This window comes from Nostoc spongiaeforme FACHB-130 (genome assembly GCF_014698475.1).
Lineage (GTDB): Bacteria > Cyanobacteriota > Cyanobacteriia > Cyanobacteriales > Nostocaceae > Nostoc_B > Nostoc_B spongiaeforme.
Genome location: NZ_JACJTB010000029.1, coordinates 51528 through 77181, shown reverse-complemented (window position 1 = coordinate 77181; position 25654 = coordinate 51528). Strand labels below are relative to the sequence as shown.

Genomic DNA, 25654 nt, shown 5'->3' with positions numbered 1-25654 from the left:
TCCATGCTAAGTGTTTTAATTTGGGCACCAATTATCGCTTCCGTAATTATTGGGTTTTGGCCTAACAATGCCATCCAACCAAATCGCTTGCGCTTGGTATCCCTCACATTATCCGGTTTAATCCTGCTGTGGAATTTGTTCATCCTCTTAAAATTTGATTTAACTACTCCAGGAATGCAGTTTCAAGAATATTTACCTTGGAATGAAACCCTTGGTTTAAGTTATCAATTAGGGGTGGATGGGCTATCAATATTAATGTTGATTTTGAATAGCCTCCTGACTTGGATTGCTATTTACAGCAGCAGCAAAGATACAGAACGCCCCCGCTTATTTTACTCAATGATTTTGTTAGTAAGTGGCGGTGTTGCTGGGGCATTTCTCGCGGAAAATTTACTGTTGTTTTTCCTGTTCTACGAATTAGAATTAATCCCCTTCTATTTATTAATTTCGATTTGGGGCGGTGAAAAACGGGCTTACGCTGGAATTAAATTTTTAATTTACACTGCTGTTTCCGGCGCATTAATTTTAGCCACCTTCTTAGGTATGGTGTGGCTAACAGGTTCCACCAGCTTTGCTTTTGATGCTGTTTCTACTCAAACCCTCTCTGCTGGACTGCAACTGCTGTTACTAGCAGGAATCATCCTTGGTTTTGGCATCAAAATTCCTCTAGTCCCCTTCCACACTTGGCTACCTGATGCTTATGTGGAAGCTTCCGCACCCATCGCCATTTTGTTAGGTGGTGTGTTAGCAAAACTGGGAACCTACGGTTTATTGCGGTTTGGGATGGGGATGTTCCCCAACGCTTGGAGTATTGTTGCCCCAACCTTGGCAATTTGGGGGGCAATTAGCGCGATATATGGGGCAGTAGTTGCGATCGCTCAAAAAGATATCAAGCGGATGGTCGCATACAGTTCTATCGGTCACATGGGCTATGTATTACTAGCCAGCGCCGCTAGTACCTCCCTCGCCCTAGTTGGTGCAGTGTCCCAAATGTTTAGCCACGGCATCATCCTTGCCATTCTCTTCCATTTGGTAGGAGTCGTGGAAGTTAAAGCCGGCACACGCGAGTTAGATAAACTCAACGGTTTAATGAGTCCAATTCGTGGCATACCTTTAATTAGTGCCTTACTCGTATTAAGTGGCATGGCTAGTGCTGGTATTCCCGGTTTAACAGGATTTATCGCCGAATTTATCGTCTTTCAGGGCAGTTTCTCTGTCTTCCCCATTCCGACAATATTATGTGTTGTCGCCAGTGGTTTAACGGCGGTGTACTTCGTCATCCTGCTGAACCGCACCTGTTTTGGCAGACTCGACAATGATTTAGCCTACTATCCTAAAGTGTTGTGGTCTGAGAAAGTACCAGCCTTAATTTTGGCAGTCCTCATCATCTTTTTAGGAGTCCAACCTACTTGGTTAGTGCGTTGGAGTGAGACCACAACCACAGCAATGGTAGCAGCAATTACTCCTGCGGAAAAAACCGTAGTTTCTCAGGTTGCGTTGAAGTAATGGAAAGAATTCAGAATTCAGAATTATCTCTCTACTTCCTCCATCAACTGCATAGAATTAGAACTGACTCAAGAACTCTCTAAAACTCTTTTTTCTTCTTCGTGTCCTTTGCGCTCTTTGCGGTTCGTTTATCTTAATTTTTGGGAAGTTATGATAGTGATTCTAAACTCTGACTCTTGAATACTACTTCATCAAACATACAGGAGAAAATATGAATCTCACCTTAATTCCCAGTGGCCTTGTAATGTTCCGCTTTTTAATAGCACCCTTCCTCCTGTGGGATGCTTGGGATGGTGATACGAGTATTTGGTTTTTAGTGGGTTTTACTGCTGCTTTTCTTTCCGACATTTTTGATGGCATTATTGCCCGGCGACTTGGTGTTAGCAATGCCAAATTGCGACAAGCTGATAGCTGGGCTGATACCTGCCTTTTTAGTTGTATCTTTTTAAGTGCTTGGCTGGGATACCGAGATATTTTGATAGCTTATCGCCTTCCTTTATTGATGGTGATTGTTGCTCAAATTGTGTGGTGGATAGTGAACTTAATTAAATATGGCAAACCCGCCAGCTATCACACTTACTCAGCCAAGTTTTGGGGAATTACATTATTTATTGCCATTGTGGCATTGTTTGGATTTAACTACGCTGGCATAGCTTTATGGCTAACTTGTATTGCCGGAACTATTTACAGCATCGAAGAAATTGCCATGACATTAATATTGCCAGTTTGGACGCATGATGTTTTGAGTATTTTTCATGCTTTAAAAATACGTCAGCAATTACAAACAACCGATATTTCTACTGTCTAAAAATACATTTAATATCTAGGAACTAACATGGTACAAACTCCAGAAAAATCTGTGACAACTAAACTTCCACTTTCTCGCCATGAATTTGCTGAAGTAATTCATCGTTTAGAAGCTGGCGGTTCAATGTTGCCAGACACGCCAGAAAACTTAATGCAAATTATTGGTATTTATAAAGCTTACGCTGTACCGATGGATTTTTACTGGCGTGACTTATTATATATAGCTGAACGGGTATTTTTAGAGCCATTTGCCTTTTTTAAATACTTCTTACCCAAAGAGTATTTAGACCTGCATAATCATTACGCTGGCGATACTGCTGATTTAAGAATTTGGCGCGGTGAAGCAACAGCCCATCCTGAACTTTTGGCATTTATGGAAAAGGGTGAAACTGTCAAAATGCCCAAGTTCTTGCATCACTTATTCCACGATCGCATCAACATGGAATTTGCGGAAGCTTGTATGCGGGCAATGCTTTGGCATAGACACATGTATGCGCCAGTCAATCAATTTGATGTGTATCTCGACTCCGAAGAATACAAAGCCAACGCCGACAGGGCAATTAAAGCCTACTTCCAAGGCAACCCCGTAATGCTGGGACTGTACAAACTGTTTCCCGATATGTTTTTGGAACAGTGCCGCCAGATGTCATACTACTCTAACCTCGGCTTGTTCTGGGAAGTCATGGCCCCGGTATTCTTTGAAATGTCCGACATCTACGACGAAGGCGGGTTTAAAGGCGTACCTGATGCGATGAACTTTTTGGTGAATGGCATATTTGCGATCGCAGGTCGTCCCATTTACCATCATGTTTATATCCGTGGCGAATGCTACGAAATTATCCCCAAATCAAAAGGCTTCACCTGGCTATACGAAGCTGCATTACCCTACGTAGAAGCTGTATTCTACCGTACCGCCCCCTTTAGAGGTACAAAGTCTTACAACGCTCAAGCCGGACAAGTCCCAGATGACCAAAAAGATTTCCACTACGGCATTCTCTACGCCGATGTATTTCCTGTAGGTACTGCTGGTATTCCACCAACATTATTAATGCAAGATATGTTGCACTTCTTACCACAATATCTTGTTGATTATTACAAACAACATTGCCGTGGTGAAGACGATATGTTGATTCAGTTGGGTATTAGTTTCCAACGCTCAATGTATAACGTTACTTCTGCGGTAATTCAAGCCTTGAGAACTGCACTTTTATATCCCTTAGATGACCCTAATCCTAAACATTTGCAAGCCAATCGTGAGTTTTTTGAACAACAATTAAATCGCTTTACTCGCGCTGATTATGGTATGCGTGATGCTGCCCGTCTGCGGAATATTCAAACCCCAGATTATCGTTAATTAAACAGCGATGAGCTTTACTAATAAGTGAACACAAGTTGATTTGAATTGAAGGCAGATACAACTATTAGTTCCCAATTAGTAAAGCTCTAGACAATGTAGATTAGTGTTAGTAAATAGTTAGGTTGCTTCTCGTCGCTGGACGGAGTCATACTTTTAGAGCTATCTGTTTGGCTACAAAACCTATACTAGACTTCTAATCGTTGTTGAATATGGAGAGACTGTGGAAAATCAGAAACCAGTTGATGCAGATAACTTGTTGCCATCTGAACAGCCAATTCAGCCTGAGATTGCAGAAACAGGTACATTATGCAAAACTCAACAGCAGAACCTAAATGCTCAAACAGCAAAGAGTAAGTTATCCGTCTCCGATTGGCTAAACATATTTCAGATGTTAGCCCTAGTTTGTGCTGGTGTATGGACAGTATTCATATTCACGCGTTTTGAAGAGCGTGATAAGCAAGTTGCATCTCAAATCTCAGAGCTTTCCTTGCAAAAATCCAAGTTAGAGATTGAGCAGATGAATGCAATACCTTTGTCATCGATACAGAAAATAAATATTGAAGAAATCACACAGACAAATCCAAAATCACAAAAACGTTTCCGTGTTATTTATACGCCTTATTTCACTAACAAAAGTTCAAGACAAATTGAAATCACTACAGCTAGTATTCGCGTCTTCTTTCGGAAGAAGGAGGAATACAACCGTCGAGTCATTGAGATTCCTAGCTTAATTGAGCTAGATAACTTAAAAAAATGGGAGGAGGTTTTATCGAAAGCTTATATTATCGAAGAAAAATGGACACCAGACGCAAAAGTATTGACTAGGGATGGAAAGGAAATTTCTGCCTTCAAAGGGGGGTTATCCTCAGTCCTTGAAAGGGGTGAAACATCTCATGGGAGTTTAAGTTTAATCGTTCAAGGAAGAGAAGAAGATTTTATTGGTTTCCGACTAGAGATAGGTATTAATGATAATGGTTCAGCAGCAGAGCGTGTTTTTGAGTCTACACAGGAGACACTTTTAGCTCCAGGTGAGTATTCAGACTCACCTGAAATTAATGAAAACGATAGCAACAAATGATAGTTATTAGGACTTATGCATTGACAGAGAATCCAAAATAACAGGTATAGTTTTCGAGGCTTCTAGCTAGATTTTTCAACCATATTTTGGCGATCACAACCAATCTAGTGTGATTGACAAAAGCCTGAAACAACGTATTTACGTTAATACACAAGATAGTTATTTTGTACAGTGCGTAATACCATTTCACGAAAAAAATGTTTTTTATTCTTTCCCCTTACCTCCTGCTCCCCTGCGGTCTATTTGTATCAAATTTAAAGTGAAACAGTATAAGTCCTAGTTATAAGTTCTGAATTTGACGCAAGTGAAATAGCTACCTGCAATCGCCTCGAAGCTCGTCACCCAGATGCTCAAATCATGATCGCAAAACCATGCCAACTGAGTTTGGTCAGTTCATCATATCAAAAACTAGTTCTGGCATACGGCTAAACTTTGGTGCAGGCGACAAAAAAGGTGTAGGCATATTCAGGTGAGACTTGATGCCCCAAAGTTTGTAGAATATTGACCATCTCTGGCTGGTTATCAGTGAGATGTCGAATTGCCTCACTAACACCGGGTACTCCCCAGTAAGGAATTAGGAAAGAACCCCGGATTGCTTGAATCTTGCCACCAGCCTCTAACAACATCGCTTCAATCTCTGCCAGAGAAAATTCCTGAAAATGTTGGTAATTGGTTTTAAATGCAGGATAACCCAGAGCGCGAGTGATTCGCAGATGCAAACTATCTTGGTTTGCCACATTGAAAAGAAAACAGCCACCAGGCTTTAAAACTCGCAGTGCCTCCCGCAGATATTGTTGAGCGTTAGAAACATGTTCTATCATTTCAAGGCTGAGTACCATATCAAAATTGTGATCGGGAAAATCAAGTTGCAGCGCATTCATTTGTAGAAATTGGCAGTTAGACTGATTCGCGTACAGCCGTTGGGCTTGCTCAATTGCCACATCCGATAAATCAATCCCAACCATAAGTTCACAGTCTTTAATCAACGAAGCCCCACGTCCAATACCACAGCCAATATCCAAAATCTTGCGGCCTGCGGTCGCTGGCAGCATCTCCAGAGTATATTGATCAATCTCAGTTGATCGAGCTTGATCATAGAAGGTGGGAAATTCATAGCCACCTTCCAGATACAATTGATTCATCTCTTGACGAATCTGCTCGTCAGTGAGGGTCTTAAAATCTACGATTTTCTCCATTTTTTCTGGTATGCCTGTAGTGCGCTGGGGTGGCTGACGAGAAAACCATCGGCGCAAATAGCCTTTGAGGCGATGTTTGAGTTTTTGGAATCGATGAGGCCATTGTTTATTCTGGCGCAGCCAATTCTTGAAAGCCATCCAGTGCAAATCATCGTCAGGTAAAGTCGGTAAATTTGCGGAACGACTAAACACCACAAAAACAGCATTGGCAAAAACTGGTGAAAACTCCTTTAGAAGGGCTTGCAAATAGGATTCTTCAATTTCAGCTAACAAGCCTTTGTGGATAATAGCCCAATGGCAATCTGCCGCGATCGCCCTTTGGGAATGGGTAATTTTATAGGTGTAAAGGCGGGTAAACTTTTCCCAGAAGATTTCAGGGGCAAGAACAAAATCCTCTGGACAATAGTGTTGCTGGATAAAGTTAACCGTATCCATCCAATAAGAGTCGTGTTCGGGGAAAGACATAGGACAAATCACCACTAAAGAACCTGGGTATAGGCGTGCCAGAGCTTTTGACTAAAGTTGTCCAAGTTAAACTGTTTGGCTCTAGCAATGCCTCGCTGAATCAGTTGATGTCGCAGATATGAATCGTTGAGTAATTGTGTTAACTTTGTCTGTAACTCGGCAGCATCATAGGGATTGAAGTAGAGAGCTGCGTCGCCACAAACCTCTGGTAGGGATGAGCGATCGCTACTAATAACTGGACACCCCCAACTCATCGCTTCCAGGGGAGGTAAACCAAATCCTTCATACAGAGATGGAAAGATTAGACAAAAAGCCCCCTGATACAAATAAGTTAATTCATGGGTAGTTGAAAAATCTAAAAGTTTTACCCGTTGATACCAGTAACGACCAAACATACTTTCCAGGGAATCCAAATCTTGTTCAGCCCGCCAGCCTCGTTTACCCACAATCACAAGTGGCAACTCACTATCTAAAGCTAAATAAGCTTTGAGCAGCAGGCTGAGGTTTTTACGAGGTTCAATCGTCCCCACAAATAGCAGATAATCCTGGGGTTTGAGGCGATAACGCTGCAAAAAATAAAGTAACTGTTGATTTTCCAACGGGTTAGCTACATATTTCTCTTTACAGAGATGGCTTTCATCAGTGAGGGGTGTAGGTGCAATTGGCAGATAGGTAACACAAATGCGATCAGGATCAATATCGAAAAACTCCAGAATATCTTGGCGGGAATGCTCAGAAATGGTAGTCACCATTGGTCGTTCTTGCAAGACTGTTTTGAGGGTGTAATAGTAGTCTTTTTTGCGATCGCGGGTAAGATAGGGCAATTTTAGGGGAATAACATCACAAATAGTCACTACATTGGCGTGAGGCCGACGCAGAGGTACTTTCAATGGCAGGATTGGATAGGTGCGATGCCAAAGGTCAATGGGCTGACGACAGCGAATAGTTGTTTGTTGTCGAAATAAGCTATAGAGTAGACGAGAGGTTTCATAGCAGCCCTCAAGATTGAGGATATGGTCAGCCTGAAGTAACCCCGACATCGGAGAGTTCTTGAAAGCTACACGATCTGAGAGAGAAAGGGAGTGGGGTTGCTGACACCAAAGCTTAACCAAATATTTCAGCAGTTTTAGTGCAGCTTGTCCATAGCCGCCAAGTGTAAGATATTGGCGCAAATCCATTTCCTGGCGGGCGCGTTCATCAGCTAACAGTACTTCTGATAACACGGGGTCATTGCTATCTGGTAAACCTGTGAGTACAAGACTTTTCAACCCTAAATATTGCAAAGCCTGAATTAGGCTGATGGTGTAGGTTTTAATGCCAGTACCACCGGGCATTTGTAAATTGTAGCCATCAATCAAAACATTGAGTGGCTCTAAGGAAGATTGACGAACCAACTGATCGGTAGAATCCCACATACTGATGTTTAAAATTTATCCCAAATTCTGATAAAGCTGTATGAATCTTTAAAAGGTTATAAGGCTGGTGAGGGAACAATTTTAGCTTTATCATTCTATGCAACTTCATCCAAATTTAGTATGAGTACTGGTGTCTAACAAAATTGATGTGCCACGCCGTACCGAAACATACTTAGCCTGTCGGTTAATTTCAAAGGTCATCTGCTTTCGGTGACAGCGAACGTTAGATATTGAACGACTGGCAAAAATTATTGGTTTTTTTTAAATAATCAAGCCGATTTTACCTTGATTTCGTATATTTTAAGTGACGGAGATAATTATCTCTCTGAGATATTACTGGATATAGAATCCCAAATTTTAGTGCGATCGCCTGGAAGCTCGTCACCTAGATGCTCAAATCTGGATTGTTACCTTTGTTTCTCGTTATGTTCGTAGATTTGGCGGACGCACTAAGAACCGTATAATTACCGTTTAGATAAGTTCTGGGCAGTTGTTATGTAGGCTAAAACATACAAAATATCACTACTAATCAATAAACCTCTTGCATAAATCAGATTATGCCTACTAAACAAGTGAATTTTCTGTAACTCTTTGCGCTTTTGCGCGAGACTGAAAATTCGTGTTAAATTTGTATGGTTTTCTTTTGGGTCAAACACATCGCAATTCCCTTTTCGTAATATGCAGCTTCATTAATAAAAATAGGGTAAATTGTAGATGTGCCTTGATAGGCGATCGCACTTCCTTCTAATGTTAAAAATATCGATTCGCCAGGGTTAAGCGGTTGATAATCTCGAAACTGGAGTTGGGGGTGAATCATGCCGATAATTTCGCCAGCTTCGTTACGAGGATAATCAATAACTCCTGTATATTGATAATATGTCAGTGTAGGATTTTGCCGTTGAAATAAACCTTGATTATAACTTTCGATATAGTCTAAAACTTGATAAATTAACGCTTCAGTTTTTTGAAATAACTCAGCATTTAAAACTCCCTGCGCCACAGGCCCCACTTCAATTGCAAAACCCAACTCTGATATTGAACATAGAAAGTTAGAATCTCTTGTTGGTTGAGAATAACAAATTCTCACATCAGGATTAATTTCACTTAAATGGGCAGCTAATTGTAAAATAAATGGGTGTTGACTCCCCAAAATTATAGTTAACTGCATATTTGCAGTTGAACTATGCAAATCAATAATAACTTGTTGCTGATTTTTGCTTTCTTCTGCTAGTAAATAATAGATATTTTTTGCCAAAATATCTTCATAACTAGCAAGTTGGGGATTTTGTAAATCTGCTGTTGCAAAGCAACGATTTAAGTCTTTATCAATATAGCGTCTGGCTGCTGCAAACGCTTTGGGGTTACTCAATAAAACGCGAGTATCAAAACTATGACGCTGAATCAGTTGCGGAAACTGTTCAAATTTTTTCCCTAGATATATACCTGTAAATTCATTGCCATGCGTACCAGTAGCAATGACTACTGAATTGATGTTTCCCATAGTTTTTATAAATTGTTGGGGTCGATACCTTTTTGTTGTAATTTAGCGAAGAGTTCTTGAAGTTGGTTTTGAATTTCTGCTAGTTGCTGCTGTCGTGCATTAGCCAATTCTTCTGGTGTTGGATATCGCCTACCATTTTCATCGTACCAATACAACCATTCTCGCGTCATACCTTGATAAGTTCCGCATTCTTTGCCAATACCTAAACTAACTTCTGGCATCCAAATTTTATCATCAGAATCTGGTAATTCGGCTGATGAAGGTAAACATGCTAACGGATTGTAGTAAAACATAAATGTATTTCCTACTCAAACTTTTCTGGTTAACTTGCCTGAGTTTGCCTTGGTAAGCGTCTTTTTAAACTACAAAAACCAATTGCTGGTACTATTCCTAGAATAGTTGCTGTGAATCCTTGTTGACTGCCATACAATATCGCTTCTGGTATGAAGTTTTGCATTAATGATAGCAACCAGACCAGCAAACTAATTAACAAAAAAGCAACTGATGGTACAAAATTCCACCACCAGGATTTGATTGTGTAACGGCGTACAACTAGCCATTGCAATAGTCCCATCCAAATGCCTGAGAATATATAAGCAAGTGTTGATAAAAATCCAAAAATAACTGCCAATTCAGGAGATAAAGTTTCATTAAGAGAATTAGCAATTGAAGCAATATAATTAATCCAGGCAGTCGCTACACAATCAGCAGTTAACCAACCAATAGTAGTTGCAATTATCCATCGCCAACCAGAAAGATAACGACGGATAACTAATGCTTGGTCGGTAGCAAAAACCACAGCAAATACAACATTACTGAGTAATTTTATGCCATAACCCCATGATTGCATTTCTATAGATCCAAATGCAGTCAGAATTTGTGTGAGCAGTCTTTCTACAGCCAGACTAAAAACGCCACCCACTACCCAACCCAAAATTGTCATAAAAGTAAACAATACACAAAACTTGCGTCGCTGGCTGGGGGGTATAAATAATTTGCCTGATGGAGAATTGCTATTAGTAGCTGCAACATTAGAAGGATTTGGATTATTAGAATCGGTTTGCATATTAAGTTAAGTAAAGCTAAGACTTGGGCTTTTCAAGCAAGCCTTCTGAAAAAGCGTAATCTCAGAATGATAAGCTAAACATTGACATAACAAAGTGACTTAGGATGAAGTGTTAAATGGGTGTTTCCTCAACGGCCCCTCATCTCCTGCGGGCTGCTCGTGGTGAAATAGTAGATCGTCCCCCAGTATGGATGATGCGACAAGCGGGACGATATATGAAGGCGTACCGAGACTTAAGGGAAAAGTATCCTTCATTTCGCGATCGCTCCGAAATTCCCGAAGTAGCGATTGAAGTATCCCTGCAACCTTGGAAAGCTTTCCAGCCGGACGGAGTGATTTTATTTTCCGACATTGTAACTCCATTGCCTGGTTTGGGCATTGATATGGACATTGCGGAAGGTAAAGGGCCAATCATTCATTCGCCCATTCGCACTCAAGCACAAATTGATAGCCTGCATGATTTAGATCCAGAGGCGGCTCTACCGTTTATTAAAACCATCTTGCAGGCGTTACGCCAAGAAGTGGGCGACAAATCAACAGTATTAGGCTTTGTCGGTGCGCCGTGGACGTTAGCTGCTTATGCAGTCGAAGGAAAAGGTTCTAAAACCTATTCCATCATCAAAAACTTGGCCTTCTCAGACCCGGCAATTCTACACCAACTGCTGACAAAATTGGCAGATGCGATCGCTGTTTATGCCCGTTATCAAATTGACTGCGGCGCTCAAGTAGTGCAAATGTTCGATTCTTGGGCGGGACAATTAAGCCCTCAAGATTACGATACCTTTGCTCTGCCTTATCAACGACGGGTATTCCAGCAAGTCAAACAAACCCACCCCGACACACCATTAATTCTCTTGGTTAGTGGTAGTGCAGGTGTACTAGAAAGAATGGCTCAATCTGGTGCGGATATCGTCACCGTTGACTGGACTGTAGACATGGCTGATGCTCGCGCTCGATTAGGCAAGCACGTTAAAGTACAAGGTAATCTTGACCCTGGTGTACTCTATGCTTCCAAAGAGTTCATCCGCGATCGCATTTATGATACCGTTCGCAAAGCTGGTAATTGGGGTCATATCCTCAACCTCGGTCATGGTGTCCTACCAGATACCCCAGAAGAAAACGTCGCTTTCTTCTTTGAAACAGCCAAGCAACTCAGTACAGCAGCACTGGTAAGTTAATTACCTTTGTGTCTTTGTGGTGACAATTTTTGAACCACAAAGACATAATAATTGCATTGCTGACACATCTATTTTTTATGAGAACTTTTACTGCGATAATCGAACGAGATCCTGACACAAATCTATATGTTGGGTACGTTCCTGGTTTTCATGGAGCGCATTCTCAAGGTGAAACATTAGATGAGTTAAACGAAAATTTACGCGAAGTCATTGAAATGCTACTGGAAGATGAAAATTTAGCTTTTGATACCGAGTTTGTCGGTACACAGCAAATTGTAATTCGATGAATCATGAGCAATATCCCCGTTCTCAAACCTCAAGAAGTTGTTAGGATTCTGGAAAATTTCGGCTTTGTTGAGGTGCGTCAGAAGGGTTCACACAAACAATTCCGTCATTCGGATGGACGAGGTACAACAGTTCCATTTCACAAAGGTAAAGACATCTCACCAAGATTACTAAGACAAATCGCCATTGATATTAATTTGACAATTGAGGAAATGTTAGATGCACAATAAGCTATAAAAACAATATCTTATGAAAATTTTTACAGCGATCACTAAAGAGTTTATATGTCGTGCTGGTAGTAATTGTGAAAATATATAACAATTTACTTGTATGACCGTCAGCCAATCTCACCCCTACCTTTCACCAGAAGAATATCTCGAAAATGAAAAATCTAGCCCCATTAAACATGAATATATCCAAGGGCAGATTTATGCAATGGTGGGAGCAAGTGACGCTCATGTAACTATTACTGCTAACTTAGTCGCTCTGCTGAGAAATCACATTCGCGGAACTGGGTGTCGTCTTTATGTAGCTGACATGAAAGCACACATTGAATCGCTGAATGTTTTTTATTATCCAGATATTATGGTGACTTGTGACCCAAGAGATACAGAGTTTGAATATTTTAAACGCTATCCCAGTTTAATTATTGAAGTTTTATCACCTTCAACAGAAGCTTTCGATAGAGGTGATAAATTTAGTGACTATCAAGAAATAGAAACATTGCAAGAATATGTATTAATCAGCCAAAATCGCCAAAGAATGGATTGTTTTAGACGTAATGCAGCAGGTAGATGGGAACTTTATAGTTATCGAATCAATCAAGAATTACAGTTTACAAGCATAAACTTTTCTGGTTATGTAACTGATGTTTATGAAGGTGTATTTTGAATAAAAACTTTGCGCCTACCCTGCGGGAAGCCGCTACCGCGTCTATGCGCGAAAATTAATCTTTCCTGTGGAACCTTTAATTTTATTGTGAACTCTTAAACTTTAAAAAATTTACTATGAGTCAGAAAAGAATTTTAATTACAGGTGCAAGTGGCTGCATTGGTCATTACATCTCAGAAGCATTAATTCAAAATACAAATCACGAGCTATTTTTATTAGTTAGAAACCCCAATAAACTGCAAGTTAATACGCAATACCGTTCAGGTATTACCGTCTTGCAAGGCGATATGCAAGAAATTAAACACTTTGCAGATTTGTTATCAACTATTGATGTTGCAGTATTAACAGCAACAGCCTGGGGCGGAGAAAATACTTACGATATTAATGTCAACAAAACACTAGAACTATTCCGTTTATTAGACCCTGAACGTTGTGAACAGGTAATTTATTTTTCGACTGCTAGTGTGTTAGATAACAAAAACCAACCTCTAAAAGAAGCAGGCGAAATTGGGACAGATTATATCGGTTCTAAATATCAATGCTTGCATGAAAAAGAAAAACTAGCGATCGCACCGAAAATTACCACAGTTTTTCCCACTTTAGTTTTAGGTGGTGATGCCAACAAACCTTATTCTCACCTCACCTCTGGCATTCCCGAAGTTACAAAATATATTAATTTAATTCGCTTTTTACAAGCCGATGGCAGTTTTCACTTTATCCACGGACAAGATATTGCTACCGTCGTGGAATATTTAATTGAAAATCCACCAAAAACAAAGGAACAACGCAAATTAGTTTTAGGTCAAGAAAGACTCACCGCCAATCAAGCAATAGAAGAAACCTGCGCTTATCTAGGCAAAAAAATTTACTTTCGCATTCCCCTATCTATTTCATTAGCTAATTTGATTATTGCCGTGTTCCGTATTCAGATGGCTGCTTGGGATAGATTCTGCATGAATTATCGCCATTTTACTTATAAAAATGCCGTCAACCCAGCAAGTTTTGGCTTACCAAATTATTGTGCAACCATGAGTGATGTGTTGAAAATTAGCGGTGTTCCTAATAGAAAATAAACTGCTAACTGGTGTGTTTTCAGGTATAGCTATTTCTCGAAATGGTTTGGTTTCTGCGATCGCCTACAGTGAGCGGTTACAGCATCTACAGTAAAATGAGAAAGACACTTAAAGTCTATCAAACATGGTCGTCAATCTAAATGTAACGCAATCTCAGCCATCGGCTAACCTGAAGGTGACACTCTTAATAGAAAGCCTCAAAAATGGTCAGTTTGCTGCATCTATCTTTGAGTTTCCCAACTTTCGCGTTGAAGCACAAACACGAGAAGATGCAATCACCCAACTCCAAACCACCTTTTTAGAACGACTCAGCCACATCGAAGCTATTTCCTGGAAGCTACCAATAGAAGCTTCAGCACCAACCTGGATGCAATTTGCGGGTGTTTTTCAAAACGATCAAGATTTTCAGGAAATTATACATGAAATTCGATCGCAGCGAACCTCAGATGATGACAGTGAAGTTGACTCCTCATACTACTTGTAGAGGAAGCTTAGTGTGTCTCGATATATTCTCGATACGGATCATGTTTCACTAATTCTTTGTAATCATCCTCAAGTTATCGCTAATGCTTCTTTGCATCAAATTGCTGTGACTGTAATTACGGTTCAAGAACTGTTCAACGGCTGGATTGTTAGAATTAACGATCCGTCAGCAGTGCATAATCTCCCCGCACTCTACTCAAAACTTTGGATAACCGTCAAATATCTTCAAACAGTTGAGATCCTGGATTTCACACAACAGGCTGATGACTGTCTCAAACAACTGCTCAGAGAGAATCCCCCTCTGCGAAAAAACCGCCTGCAAAAAGATATGCGAATAGCTGCGATCTCATTATCTCTTAATGCCACCGTTGTTACCCGTAACCAACGAGATTTTAGTCTAGTACCCAGACTAGCGATTGCAGATTGGACGCTGTAAGCATGATGATCTGACTCAATTCCACACCCGACGCAAGTTCAACACAAAACCCGGTAAAACTTCTTCACCCAACAACTCAGCCGGATTATCCAACACTTCCACCGCCAAACTTGGGCGATAAATTTCTACCCGTCGCTGCTGTGGATCGATTAACCAACCGAGTTTTGCACCATTATCGATGTACTCCCGCATTTTTTCTTGCAGAGTTTTGAGAGTATCAGAACTAGAGCGCAATTCTACTACAAAATCTGGGCAGATATTAGCAAAAGTTCCTTTTTGTTCGGGAGTCAGGGCTTGCCAACGTTCTTGGCTTACCCAAGAAGCATCAGGAGAACGAATTGCACCATTTGGTAAGACAAAACCGGTTGAAGAGTCAAAAGCTTGACCTGGTTCACCTGCATTCCGCCACCATAAATACAATTCTCCCGAAATGGTTGCATTACATTTCCCATTATCCCAACCAGTTGGCGGATTTACGATTAAATCTCCTTTTGCAGTTCTTTCTAGCCTCAGGTTTCGGTTAGCGGCGGCTAAAGCGGTAAACTGTTCCTGGGTGACATATAATGCGATCGCTTTCAGTAACTCGATCAATAAGTTTTCTGGGTTAACGGGTATCTGTAGCATCTTGACCTCTTTCTTACATCATCAAGCATCGAGAGGCATCATATTTTTATTATCAGACACATAATATTTTCTAGTTAATAATTGCACAGACAAAACCTTTAACGGTAAGCTAAAGCCAATATAAAGTCAATAAGTAATTATTTCCGCTAGAGTGGGATAACAATCAAAGTGTGAGGTCTGCTACTACATGCGAGTTTTATTAGTTTATCCGATATTTCCTAAAACCTTTTGGTCTTATGAAAAGATTCTGGATTTAGTTGATCGCAAAGTTTTACTACCACCTTTGGGTTTAGTGACTGTAGCGGCAATTCTTCCGCAAGAATGGGAATTTAAGCTGGTTGATCGCAATATTCGCTCTGCAACAGAAGCAGAATGGGAATGGGCAGATATCGTCATTTTCTCGGCGATGATTGTCCAGAAACAAGATTTATTGGAACAAATTCAAGAAGCAAAACGACGCGGTAAGTTAGTTGCAGTTGGTGGCCCTTACCCCACTTCTACACCCCATGATGTTCAAAATGTGGGTGCAGATTTCCTGATTTTAGATGAAGGGGAAATCACCTTACCGATGTTTGTGGAAGCAATTCAACGAGGCGAAAAATCTGGAACTTTCCGCACCGCAGAAAAACCCGATGTCACAAGCACACCCGTACCCCGCTTTGATTTATTAGAATTAGATGCTTATGACATGATGTCGGTGCAATTTTCGCGCGGTTGTCCCTTCCAGTGCGAATTTTGCGACATTATTGTTCTCTATGGACGCAAACCACGCACCAAAACCCCAGAACAATTATTAGCAGAGTTGGATTATCTCTATGAATTGGGTTGGCGGCGGGGCGTGTTCATGGTAGATGACAACTTTATCGGTAACAAGCGGAATGTGAAATTGTTGCTGAAAGAGTTAAAAGTTTGGATGGAAGAACACCAATATCCCTTTAAATTTGATACGGAAGCTTCTGTAGATTTAGCCCAAGACGAAGAATTACTAGAATTGATGGTTGAGTCTGGATTTTCGGCGGTGTTTTTGGGGATTGAAACCCCAGACGAAGATAGTTTACAACTCACCAAGAAATTTCAAAATACCCGTAGTTCTTTGACAGATGCAGTACAAACCATCATCAAAGCTGGGTTGCGGCCAATGGCTGGGTTTATTATCGGGTTTGATGGCGAAAAAGCTGGCGCAGGCGATCGCATCGTCCGTTTTGCCGAACAAGCCGGGATTCCCTCAACCACCTTCGCCATGTTACAAGCACTACCCAATACCGCACTGTGGCATCGGCTGAAAAAAGAAGGTAGACTGCGGGAAAATACAGAAAGTAACATCAACCAAACCACGTTGATGAACTTTATCCCCACTCGTCCTTTAGAAGAACTTGCCAGGGAATATGTTGAGGCTTTTTGTGCTTTATACGACCCTGTAAAATACTTAGACCGCACCTATCGCTGTTTTTTAATGTTGGGTTCGCCTAAGTGGAAAGCACCTTTTAAAATGCCATCATGGGTAGAACTCAAAGCCCTGTTAATTGTAGTTTGGCGACAAGGAGTTGTCAGGGAAACTCGGTGGAAATTCTGGCATCATTTGTTCAGTATTATCAAGCGTAACCCTGATGTATTTACACATTACCTTGCTGTTTGTGCCCACAACGAGCATTTCTTAGAATATCGCCAAATTGTCCGCGACCAAATTGAAAGCCAGTTAGCCGCTTATTTGGCACAAGGCGCAGAAAAACCTTATGTCCCCGTGGCAGAAAAAGCAGAGGCGATCGCTAGTTAAATTAAAGATAGGGAATACACATATCTTGCACCTAGCCCCGACGAATGGAATTCGCACGCCAGTGAGGGAGTCGGCAAAGCCGACGACAGTCGCCTCAAGTCGGGAAACCCGCCCACGGCGCTGTCTCCCCAACGCACTGGCTCGGCTATAAAAACAAAGTCCGCCTGCGCGGACTAACGTAAAATCAAGGGTTTTGTTTGTGTAGCCGTGACTTCAGTCGCTTGGTGCAAAATGTGAAAATAGGGAGTAGGGAATAAAAAAGCATCCTCTCCCTAAATCCAAAATCTAAAATCCCAAATCCAAAATTGTATGACTTCCACTGCATCCGAAAAAGTTCGTTGGACAACTGCCGACTTAGAGTTATTTCCTGACGATGGCAAGCGTTATGAGATAATTGATGGAGAATTATTTGTGACTAGAGCGCCTCATTGGAAACATCAAAATGTTTGTGTCAAAATTGGTACACAATTACAAATTTGGTCAAATCAAACAGGTTTAGGACAAGTTGCCTTTGCACCAGGAATTATTTTTACTGATGATGATAATGTAATTCCTGATGTAGTTTGGGTAAGTAATGAACGTTTATCAGAAATATTAGATGAAGCTGGACATTTAACAGGTGCGCCAGAACTAGTAATTGAAGTGCTTTCTCCTGGCGAAATACAGAAGAAACGAGATAAGCAATTAAAGCTAAAACTTTACTCAGTTCAAGGTGTACAAGAATACTGGATTTTTGACCGCGAAAAAGAAACAGTAGAAATTTACCGTCGAGAAAATGGTGTTTTAAAATTAGCGGCTACTTTATATAAAGAAGATAATTTAACTAGTCCACTTTTGCCGGAATTTAGTTGCGCTGTTAAAGTTTGTTTTAGTTAGCGATCGCCAGTCCACTTTATCATTTAAATACCCTTGTTGAGAATAAACTTAAAAATTATAGAGTTTCTGATTATTTTCTCCCGAAAGTAATAAGAGAGGGATTACTTCTCTCTTATTCGTCAACAGTCTTATTGAATTCGTCGGGGCTAGGTGCAAGATGTGTGTACACAAATGACTAATGACTAATTTTCACTTTCCATGATGAGCGCCACTGTACCATCGCAACAACACTTTTGCGAGTTTTTGGGGATTGTGACGGACAACACCGGTTTCATCTTCATACAATACATTAGCTAAAACAACTCGTCGCCCTAGTAACGATACATCTTCTCTGTCGAGGAAAACTGGATGAGAATTTTGTTGGGCATAACGGATGAGGGATTGGGGAGAAGGAGATTTTTTGTGTACCATAACAGCATCAAATAATCGCCTTTGACCACAGGCTGCATCAATAGCTTTGATATGGTCAGCAACAGTATAGCCCTCGGTTTCTCCTGGTTGGGTCATAATATTGCAAATGTAGATGCGAGGGGCTTTGGAGTCGGCGATCGCATTGGCAATTTCTGGTACTAGTAAATTAGGAATCAAGCTTGTATACAGGCTACCCGGCCCAATAATAATATAGTCAGCTTCTTTAATCGCTTTAATCGCTGCGGGTAAGGCTGGTGGATTAGCGGGTGTGCAACCAATCTTGACAATTTTACCACCAGCTTTAGGAATATTCGATTCTCCTTCAATGCGGCGGCCATCGGCTAATTCTGCCCACAAACGCACATCAGTAAGAGTTGCTGGTAAAACTTGTCCCCGCACCGCTAAGACTTTAGAACTCGCCGCCACAGCACGTTCTAAATCACCAGTAATCTCACTCATGGCAGTTAAGAATAAGTTACCAAAACTATGCCCCGTCAAGCCATCGCCAGCCCGAAAGCGGTATTGAAACAATTCTGTTAACAGCTTTTCTTCATCTGCTAAGGCTGCTAAACAATTGCGAATATCTCCCGGTGGTAGCACACCAAATTCTTGACGCAACCGCCCAGAAGAACCACCATCATCAGCAACAGTGACGATCGCACTAATATTAGCACTATAAGTTTTCAATCCCCGCAGCAAAGTCGAAAGTCCGGTACCACCACCAATAACCACAATTTTCGGCCCGCGATATAAGCGGCGATGGGCTAACAAAACATCAATGAGTTCTGTTTCACCTTGTTGTTTGAAAGCCGCCGTAATGGAACCCACAGTGCGAGTTTGTCCCCAAAGCAGCAAAAGTAACCCGCCCAGCAGCACCAAAGGGCCGCTGATATAGTTGGGTAGGATGTTGGTAATGACTCCCAGAAAACTCCTCAACAACTCCAACAGCCAAAAAATCGGGGTCAACTTCACCCATATAGCTAACCCCAAACTAGCCAAAAATACACCGCCAAGGCTAATAAGTAACCAGCGTTTTACTGATAATCCTGGAGATAACCACTTAAACCACTGGTTAACCCGATGAGATGTGCGGCTGCGCGACTGCTGTTGCAGGGCGTTGAGGGCTTGTCTGAGAAAACCAATTGACATACCTGATTGAAAGCAGTGCTACAAACTAATGAATAAAAGAAAATTTACACTCCCTGGTTTTAACACCAAGTGTGTCATTATTAAGTATTTCAGTGCTTTGAGACTGATAGCAGAAGACAGGAGATAGAGGCCAAATGCAGGCAGGAGGTAATAGTATTACTATGCCTAACATTCATGCTTTCCGAGTATCCTAACTTCTTTGACTACAGCTAGAAAACCAGTCATCAAAGTTGCCAGTCTTCCCAGTAAAACAATACCCTGGCTTGGTCAAAGTTAGTTTAATGGAAAAACGAATTTTAGGTTTAGATCCTGGATTAGCCATTTTAGGATTTGGTGCAATTACTTGCAAACAAGGCTCTAGCAAGGTACAAGACGCAACGGTAGATATGCTTGATTTTGGTGTAATTAGTACCTCGGCAGATGCAGAAATGGCACAGCGCCTGTGTACCTTGTTTGATGATTTACACACCCTGATTAGTGAATTGCAACCAGACTTGGTTGCGATCGAAAAGCTGTTCTTCTATCGTATGTCAAGCACTATTCTTGTAGCACAAGCTCGTGGCGTTGTCATGTTAGTTTTGGGACAACATCGTTTACCTTATGTAGAATTTACCCCAGCACAAATTAAACAAGCTTTAACAGGCTATGGCAATGCAGATAAATCTGATGTGCAAGCAGCCGTGGCGCGAGAGTTGAATTTAGATACAATCCCAAGACCAGACGATGCCGCAGATGCTTTAGCAGTAGCTTTAACAGCATTGTTTCAGTTGTAATTATTCATCACAGAGCCATCAATTATTTGGGAGCATCCACTTTTGGAAGAAACACCAGGCGATTGGAAATCGCGGCTACACAAACCAAGTCCGCCTACGCGGACTATCTCAAAACCCGCGCAGGCGGGTTTAGTTTGTATAGCCCCAGACTTCAGTCTGTTCGCGTAGCGTGCGCCTTAGCGCAGGGCTATTTGCCGAAAGTGGATGCACACAATTATTTATTGTTGATATTGATTTATACTTCATACGGAAGCAGTGGTGGAGGCTAGGAAAATTTTTACTGAGGTAGATCATTTTCTCCTCTGCTAAGTGTATGGAAAATAAATTTTCATCTTGTAGAGTAAGACAGTGACAACTGCTGTTTACCAAAGTTCAACCAGCTAGAAGCTAGTTCCTGCCAAAATTTATGTATGGGAAACCAACTTAAATCCTAGAGAGTCTGGTTTCAAAATAGGTAACAGCACCAGCCCCTACCAGCCCGATCACCTATGCTAAAAGTTATGCACTCGGCCGCAGACTCAGCCACACCCAATTCTCAGTGGGAGGAGTTAATTAAGCTTCCAACCCCAGACACAGTTCAATGGGACAATATCAAAACTCAGTTGGACTTGGTACTGTTGGCGCTAGAAACCTTAACTGGGATTGGTTCTGAGGCTATGCTCTCGGCGGCAGTTAACCTAAATTTAGAGTCAAGAGTGCCAGACCGCGTAGCTTTATGGCGGCTACGGCAGTCAAATCCCCTACGCAAAGGTCAAGGAGGGCGAAAAAAGCTAGATGTAGAAGAAGCGCGATCGCTTGTTTTAATCATCTGCTATCTCGCCAAACAGCACCAAGAATTAATTCGTCGTGCTGTTGGGTTACTAGAGCAAATGGCGGAAAATAACCGGGAACCTCATCAGGCTGCTTTACTTGGAGATTACATTGATGCTTTTTGCAACACCTACCAAGAGCGAATGGAAGAGGATGACCAAATCTCAACGGAATTACTCACCCACCTAGCACTTAAATTGCTTGTAAACTTACTGTTTTACAGCGCCCCTGGTGGACACCGCCGTCTCTGGCTCGCACTCATCGACCATTCCGCAAAATATTGAAAACGTCTCCTTTGCAGTTTCTGCCATGCCTGTATTAAATTCTGTCATTCGTCGCTACACACCCCCCACTTGCACACTCGAAGTATTGGCACAAAGTTCGCCTTTGTCCCGTTGGATGGGGAAAACTGTAATTAAGCAACTCAGCTTTGAGTTACGCATTGACGATCCACGACTACCAGAAGAACGCAGGGTTGTAATTCGGGGCGATCGCGACCAACTCGAAGCTTTATGTGATGCCGTCACCAGCTATGTGCAGCAATTCCTCCAACAGTCGCCAGAAAGTTTTTCGCTGGGTTTGTCTGACTTTGCCGATGCAATCACAACATCTGATGATTCAGCCCCATCAGCTTTATCTACACAGACTTTAAAATCTTTCGCCGCCGACATTCCCAGAAGCAAAATCTATTTAGAACCGGGCAGTTCTTTAACTCACAAATTACATCTTGGTTCTTTGTCTGGTCAAGCCTCTAGCCCATTGGTGCAACTCAGTTTATTACAACTTTATGATTTAGCCTCAGCTTTGGATGAATACTCAGCTGATGTGATGGCTTTACCATCTCTGAATAATAATAATTCTGTTCTCCGCTTCCCAGCTTGGGCTCCTGTCGCCGCAGTTTTGGTTTTAAGTGTAGGTTTATTGCCAATCACTTTACAATACGCCAATTATTATCGACAAAATCAGCCAACAACAGCAAATAAAACGACTTCCCAAGAGTCTGATGTGGCTTTAGCACCTGCACCGTCAGCTAACTTGAGTACACCACTACCTGGACTGGCATCTCCAGATAATTTACCATCACTGCCACCCATCGACTCTACTCTGCCTCTGCCAACTTCTCGTTTGCCAGCACAACCTGTCATCCCTTCTGGGGCGGGTATTTCTTCGGCTAACTCCGCCACCTCGCTCGGTGTACCGTCAACATCTTCTAAAACTGGGCTGAATATACCCCAAGCAAGCATTAGCACCAAGAATAATCTCCCAAGTACGACATCAACAACAATTTCTGGTCAACAAATTGCACTGAACCCTGTACCGCCCATTAATCAGGGTGAAATTAGCTTACCTCAAAGGCGGAGTTTACCTCCGCGTCTGTCTTCCGGGGCGGATAATTTATCATCTACTAGTATCCCGTCAATTGTTCCGCCACCATTGGCAACTATACCCAATAACAACCGGGGCAATAATCTTTCTCCTGAGTACTCACCAACTAATCAGCCACTAGGAGAAAAAATCACTTCTTCTCTACCACCTTCAGCAGAGAATAATCCATTTGTTGATAGATTGGGTGATACTCCGCAAACTTCTACACCTTCTAATGTGGCTACCAACAGCACAATATTTGACACAACCCAAATCGCAGAAGCTAGAAGTTTCTTTCAGAAGCGTTGGCAACCACCTGCTGGATTAACACAAACATTAGAATACAGCTTGACTGTGGATGTGGATGGTTCTCTAGCAAGAATTTTACCTTTGAATAAACCAGCAAGAGAGTTTATTGATAATACGGGTATACCTGCAATTGGTAAGCCTTTTGTTTCTGGTAATAAATCTGGTCAAAATATCAGAATTCGAGTTGTTTTCAGTCCTGATGGTAAGGTACAAACATTTTCAGAATCTGAATAATTAAATTCCCCAACTTTATGCCATTTATCTAACTGGTACAAAACTGTGTACCAGTTATTCTTTTATTTAGGTACTTTTTAGTTAACTGATTACAGTCCAGTTATCAAAGTGGTAATTTTATTGTTGTAATTGACTACACCAATTAATAATATCGCTATTAAATTCCTGAATTTATCGGGCGGAAATATGCAGCAACTAAGTTCACAAAAAGATAGTACAGCTTGGATTATTCAAACATGGGCTGCTTTTATGCTTTCTGTTTCTATGACTAGCTTTGGAATTGTGAATTTGCCCGTGGATAACTGGGTAAAAGGCTTTATGGGTATGGGTTTAGCTTTTTCTGTTGGTTCGACTTTTACCTTGGCAAAAACAACCAGAGATTTGCATGAAGCTAAAAAATTAACAGCAAGAATTGATGAGGCGAAGGTGGAAAAATTATTATCACAACATGATTCTTTAAATTTCAAATAATTCCTCTTCTCTAGATGCAGATTTGTTGAGGGTTGGGTGTGGGATGCAAAAAGCGTCCTATTTGATATACGGACAAAGTAGACAAGGAGGACAAGGAAGACTAGGGAGAGAGATGTTTGTAAATCATTGAGGATTGCTACATATCATCCAGAAGTCAGAATTGATGATTTTCAGTTCTGACTTTTGAATTTTTCCAGAACTTCTGCGCTAAAATATTGTCAAAATACTGGGTGTGACAAACTGGCGATCGCAGTTTATCCAGGAGTGAGGAAGAGAAAAGTATTTTTGGATTATCTAAAACCTAAAATTACAAATTAATTATGTTTTCCCCTATTCCTTGCCATTTACCGCGCGTCACCATTGTTGGTGCTGGTAGAGTTGGTAGTACTCTCGCCCAACGCATTGCCGAGAAGAATTTAGCAGATGTGGTGTTACTTGATATTGTTGAGGGTATGCCGCAGGGTTTGGCACTGGATTTAATGGAAGCCAGAGGAATAGAACTGCATAACCGTCAGATTATCGGGACGAATAATTATGCTGATACGGCTAATTCTGAAATTGTGGTGATTACGGCTGGGCTACCGCGTAAACCGGGAATGAGTCGGGATGATTTGCTGAAAACTAATGCCAAGATTGTCGTCGACGCAGCAAAAAATGCGATCGCACATTCGCCCAATGCAATTTTTATTATCGTCACAAACCCTTTAGACGTGATGACTTATTTAGCTTGGCAAGCCACAGGTTTACCACGCGATCGCATTATGGGTATGGCTGGCGTGTTAGACTCAGCCCGCTTTGAAACTTTCATCGCTTTAGAATTGGGTGTTTTACCTGCCGATGTGAAGGCGATGGTATTAGGAAGCCACGGCGATTTAATGGTTCCATTATCTCGTTATGCCACTGTTAACGGCATTCCCATTACAGAATTATTAGACGCAGCTACCATTGAAAGTTTAATAGCAAGAACCCGCAACGGTGGTGCAGAAATTGTTGAATTAATTCAAACAGGTGGCGCATTTTTTGCCCCTGCATCGGCGACAAGTATGATGGTTGAGTCAATATTATTAAATCAATCGCGGCTGTTACCAATTGCAGCTTATTTAGATGGTGAATATGGTTTAAAAGATGTGGTGATTGGTGTGCCTTGTCGCTTAGGTTGTGGTGGTATTGAAAGTATTTTGGAATTAAGTTTAAGTGAAAGTGAAGTAGCAGCGTTGCATAATTCTGCTAAATCTGTGCGGAAAAATATCGAGCGATCGCAAGAAATTCTAGCAGCGAAATTATAATAGAGATGATGTACTGAGTTAAGCTTCTGTTTCAAACTATGACAGCACTAAGATACTTTCTAATTCTCTATTTCCAAATTGAATGATGGTGTCGAAATTATCTCTCAAAATTTGAACAATTTTTGATGTTGGACTGTTACCGATACGAAGATAGATGAACTTAGGAGGATGACCATAAAGTAAACTACGTTGATGGAAGTCAGAGTCTTTGGAAACAATCACAAAACCATGTGCTTTTGCATATTCCCAGATAATCCCATCATCAGTATTCGTTAGCGACAAGGTTTTTACGTGTTCAGAATCAGGATATAAGTCGATAATCCTGCCAATAATCTGATCAGAGAGATTTTCATCTAAAAGCAGTTTCACAACGGTGCCACAAATAACTTTTTCTCACGATCAGCAGCAAAAGCAAGACAAGCTTTAATATCCTCTGATGTCAGTTCTGAAAAATCCTCTAAAATTTCTGCTTCTGTCATACCTCCTGCAAGATATTCGAGAATATCATATACGGTGATTCGCATTCCCCGAATACAGGGTTTACCGCTCCGCTTTCCGGGTTCGATAGTAATAATATTTTGGTAGTTCATGATTTAGATATCTTCCCTAGAAAAAACAATTTATACGTGAACTTATTTCACAATTTTATCTCAACAATAAGACAAATAATATTGCGATCGCAAGAGATATTATAGATTCTCTCGTTGTAGTGAAGTACGAGCAAGAATAATTAACCGCCGATGGACGCGGATGAACGCAGATAAAAACCAATAAATTTGTAACTCGGCAAACTGGAAAACGCTATAGCTGGAATTTCATAATTTTGCTTCATATT

The 25654-nt window shown here is 41.2% G+C and carries 26 protein-coding genes and 1 pseudogene; 18 read left to right on the top strand and 9 right to left on the bottom strand.

What is annotated here, in order from left to right:
- The first annotated feature begins 3 nt into the window (after positions 1–3).
- From H6G74_RS19965 to H6G74_RS19950, 4 genes are all read left to right on the top strand, one after another.
- The gene (locus H6G74_RS19965) at positions 4–1506 is read left to right on the top strand and encodes an NADH-quinone oxidoreductase subunit M (RefSeq protein ID WP_190969326.1); all 1503 of its coding nucleotides are present in this window, start codon (positions 4–6) and stop codon (positions 1504–1506) included.
- A 211-nt stretch (positions 1507–1717) separates the two neighbouring features.
- Positions 1718–2314 carry a CDP-alcohol phosphatidyltransferase family protein gene (locus tag H6G74_RS19960; protein ID WP_190969325.1) on the top strand — a complete coding sequence of 199 codons (597 nt, stop codon included), beginning with the start codon at positions 1718–1720 and terminating at the stop codon, positions 2312–2314.
- Between the two features lie 27 nt (positions 2315–2341).
- Entirely contained in the window at positions 2342–3667 is a 1326-nt protein-coding gene (locus H6G74_RS19955; protein WP_190969324.1) for a CO2 hydration protein, read from the top strand.
- Between the two features lie 223 nt (positions 3668–3890).
- On the top strand, positions 3891–4748 hold the full coding sequence (locus H6G74_RS19950; RefSeq protein WP_190969323.1) for a hypothetical protein: 858 nt from the start codon (positions 3891–3893) through the stop codon (positions 4746–4748).
- A 425-nt stretch (positions 4749–5173) separates the two neighbouring features.
- Here H6G74_RS19950 and H6G74_RS19945 read toward each other — a convergent pair whose 3' ends face one another.
- From H6G74_RS19945 to H6G74_RS19925, 5 genes and pseudogenes are all read right to left on the bottom strand, one after another.
- Complete coding sequence (locus tag H6G74_RS19945) at positions 5174–6409, bottom strand: class I SAM-dependent methyltransferase (protein ID WP_190969322.1); 1236 nt, start codon at positions 6407–6409, stop codon at positions 5174–5176.
- Between the two features lie 14 nt (positions 6410–6423).
- Positions 6424–7824 (bottom strand): glycosyltransferase family 4 protein, encoded by a 1401-nt coding sequence (locus tag H6G74_RS19940; protein WP_190969321.1) that lies wholly within the window; start codon positions 7822–7824, stop codon positions 6424–6426.
- A gap of 622 nt (positions 7825–8446) precedes the next feature.
- Positions 8447–9325 (bottom strand): aspartoacylase, encoded by an 879-nt coding sequence (locus H6G74_RS19935; RefSeq protein WP_190969320.1) that lies wholly within the window; start codon positions 9323–9325, stop codon positions 8447–8449.
- A gap of 5 nt (positions 9326–9330) precedes the next feature.
- A pseudogene (locus tag H6G74_RS19930) lies at positions 9331–9558 on the bottom strand (Uma2 family endonuclease); the annotation flags it as partial.
- An 89-nt stretch (positions 9559–9647) separates the two neighbouring features.
- Positions 9648–10391: a hypothetical protein gene (locus tag H6G74_RS19925; RefSeq protein WP_190969319.1), complete on the bottom strand. Its 744-nt coding sequence runs from the start codon at positions 10389–10391 to the stop codon at positions 9648–9650.
- Positions 10392–10507: 116 nt separating this feature from the next.
- Between H6G74_RS19925 and hemE the strand changes: the two genes are divergently transcribed.
- The 7 genes from hemE (at position 10508) to H6G74_RS19890 (ending at position 14737) form a co-directional block, all read left to right on the top strand.
- A complete protein-coding gene (hemE, locus tag H6G74_RS19920; RefSeq protein ID WP_190969318.1) occupies positions 10508–11569 on the top strand; it encodes a uroporphyrinogen decarboxylase in 1062 nt (353 codons plus the stop codon).
- A gap of 77 nt (positions 11570–11646) precedes the next feature.
- Entirely contained in the window at positions 11647–11856 is a 210-nt protein-coding gene (locus H6G74_RS19915) for a type II toxin-antitoxin system HicB family antitoxin (protein WP_190969317.1), read from the top strand.
- Between the two features lie 3 nt (positions 11857–11859).
- The gene (locus H6G74_RS19910; protein WP_190969316.1) at positions 11860–12084 is read left to right on the top strand and encodes a type II toxin-antitoxin system HicA family toxin; all 225 of its coding nucleotides are present in this window, start codon (positions 11860–11862) and stop codon (positions 12082–12084) included.
- Between the two features lie 100 nt (positions 12085–12184).
- Positions 12185–12745, top strand: coding sequence for a Uma2 family endonuclease (locus H6G74_RS19905; protein ID WP_190969315.1), 561 nt, complete (start codon positions 12185–12187; stop codon positions 12743–12745).
- 116 nt (positions 12746–12861) lie between these two features.
- The gene (locus tag H6G74_RS19900; RefSeq protein WP_190969314.1) at positions 12862–13818 is read left to right on the top strand and encodes an NAD-dependent epimerase/dehydratase family protein; all 957 of its coding nucleotides are present in this window, start codon (positions 12862–12864) and stop codon (positions 13816–13818) included.
- 124 nt (positions 13819–13942) lie between these two features.
- On the top strand, positions 13943–14302 hold the full coding sequence (locus H6G74_RS19895) for a hypothetical protein (RefSeq protein WP_190969313.1): 360 nt from the start codon (positions 13943–13945) through the stop codon (positions 14300–14302).
- Between the two features lie 12 nt (positions 14303–14314).
- Positions 14315–14737, top strand: a complete 423-nt coding sequence (locus H6G74_RS19890; RefSeq protein WP_190969312.1) for a type II toxin-antitoxin system VapC family toxin — start codon at positions 14315–14317, stop codon at positions 14735–14737.
- A gap of 15 nt (positions 14738–14752) precedes the next feature.
- Here the strand turns inward: H6G74_RS19890 and H6G74_RS19885 are convergent, their stop codons facing one another.
- Positions 14753–15361, bottom strand: coding sequence for a Uma2 family endonuclease (locus H6G74_RS19885; protein WP_190969311.1), 609 nt, complete (start codon positions 15359–15361; stop codon positions 14753–14755).
- Positions 15362–15548: 187 nt separating this feature from the next.
- Here H6G74_RS19885 and H6G74_RS19880 point away from each other — a divergent pair, with 187 nt between their 5' ends.
- Entirely contained in the window at positions 15549–17135 is a 1587-nt protein-coding gene (locus tag H6G74_RS19880; RefSeq protein WP_190969310.1) for a B12-binding domain-containing radical SAM protein, read from the top strand.
- A 309-nt stretch (positions 17136–17444) separates the two neighbouring features.
- Positions 17445–18011: a Uma2 family endonuclease gene (locus tag H6G74_RS19875; RefSeq protein ID WP_190969309.1), complete on the top strand. Its 567-nt coding sequence runs from the start codon at positions 17445–17447 to the stop codon at positions 18009–18011.
- A gap of 189 nt (positions 18012–18200) precedes the next feature.
- On the opposite strand, the gene H6G74_RS19870 is transcribed toward H6G74_RS19875, so the two are convergent.
- Complete coding sequence (locus H6G74_RS19870) at positions 18201–19571, bottom strand: gluconeogenesis factor YvcK family protein (protein WP_190969308.1); 1371 nt, start codon at positions 19569–19571, stop codon at positions 18201–18203.
- A gap of 281 nt (positions 19572–19852) precedes the next feature.
- On the opposite strand from H6G74_RS19870, the gene ruvC reads away from it, so the two are divergent.
- The 5 genes from ruvC to mdh all read left to right on the top strand — a co-directional run bounded on the left by ruvC (position 19853) and on the right by mdh (position 24819).
- The gene (gene ruvC, locus H6G74_RS19865; RefSeq protein WP_190969307.1) at positions 19853–20344 is read left to right on the top strand and encodes a crossover junction endodeoxyribonuclease RuvC; all 492 of its coding nucleotides are present in this window, start codon (positions 19853–19855) and stop codon (positions 20342–20344) included.
- Between the two features lie 488 nt (positions 20345–20832).
- Positions 20833–21438, top strand: a complete 606-nt coding sequence (locus H6G74_RS19860) for a DUF3038 domain-containing protein (RefSeq protein ID WP_062296578.1) — start codon at positions 20833–20835, stop codon at positions 21436–21438.
- Positions 21386–23062, top strand: coding sequence for a DUF4335 domain-containing protein (locus H6G74_RS19855; RefSeq protein ID WP_313888498.1), 1677 nt, complete (start codon positions 21386–21388; stop codon positions 23060–23062). The genes H6G74_RS19860 and H6G74_RS19855 overlap by 53 nt, the downstream gene beginning before the upstream one ends.
- 186 nt (positions 23063–23248) lie before the next feature.
- Positions 23249–23533, top strand: a complete 285-nt coding sequence (locus H6G74_RS19850) for a YiaA/YiaB family inner membrane protein (RefSeq protein ID WP_190969305.1) — start codon at positions 23249–23251, stop codon at positions 23531–23533.
- A gap of 320 nt (positions 23534–23853) precedes the next feature.
- The gene (gene mdh / locus H6G74_RS19845) at positions 23854–24819 is read left to right on the top strand and encodes a malate dehydrogenase (RefSeq protein WP_190969304.1); all 966 of its coding nucleotides are present in this window, start codon (positions 23854–23856) and stop codon (positions 24817–24819) included.
- Between the two features lie 36 nt (positions 24820–24855).
- On the opposite strand, the gene H6G74_RS19840 is transcribed toward mdh, so the two are convergent.
- Positions 24856–25188 carry a DUF5615 family PIN-like protein gene (locus H6G74_RS19840; RefSeq protein ID WP_190969303.1) on the bottom strand — a complete coding sequence of 111 codons (333 nt, stop codon included), beginning with the start codon at positions 25186–25188 and terminating at the stop codon, positions 24856–24858.
- Positions 25185–25409: a DUF433 domain-containing protein gene (locus H6G74_RS19835; protein ID WP_190969302.1), complete on the bottom strand. Its 225-nt coding sequence runs from the start codon at positions 25407–25409 to the stop codon at positions 25185–25187. The genes H6G74_RS19840 and H6G74_RS19835 overlap by 4 nt, the downstream gene beginning before the upstream one ends.
- Positions 25410–25654 lie beyond the last annotated feature (245 nt).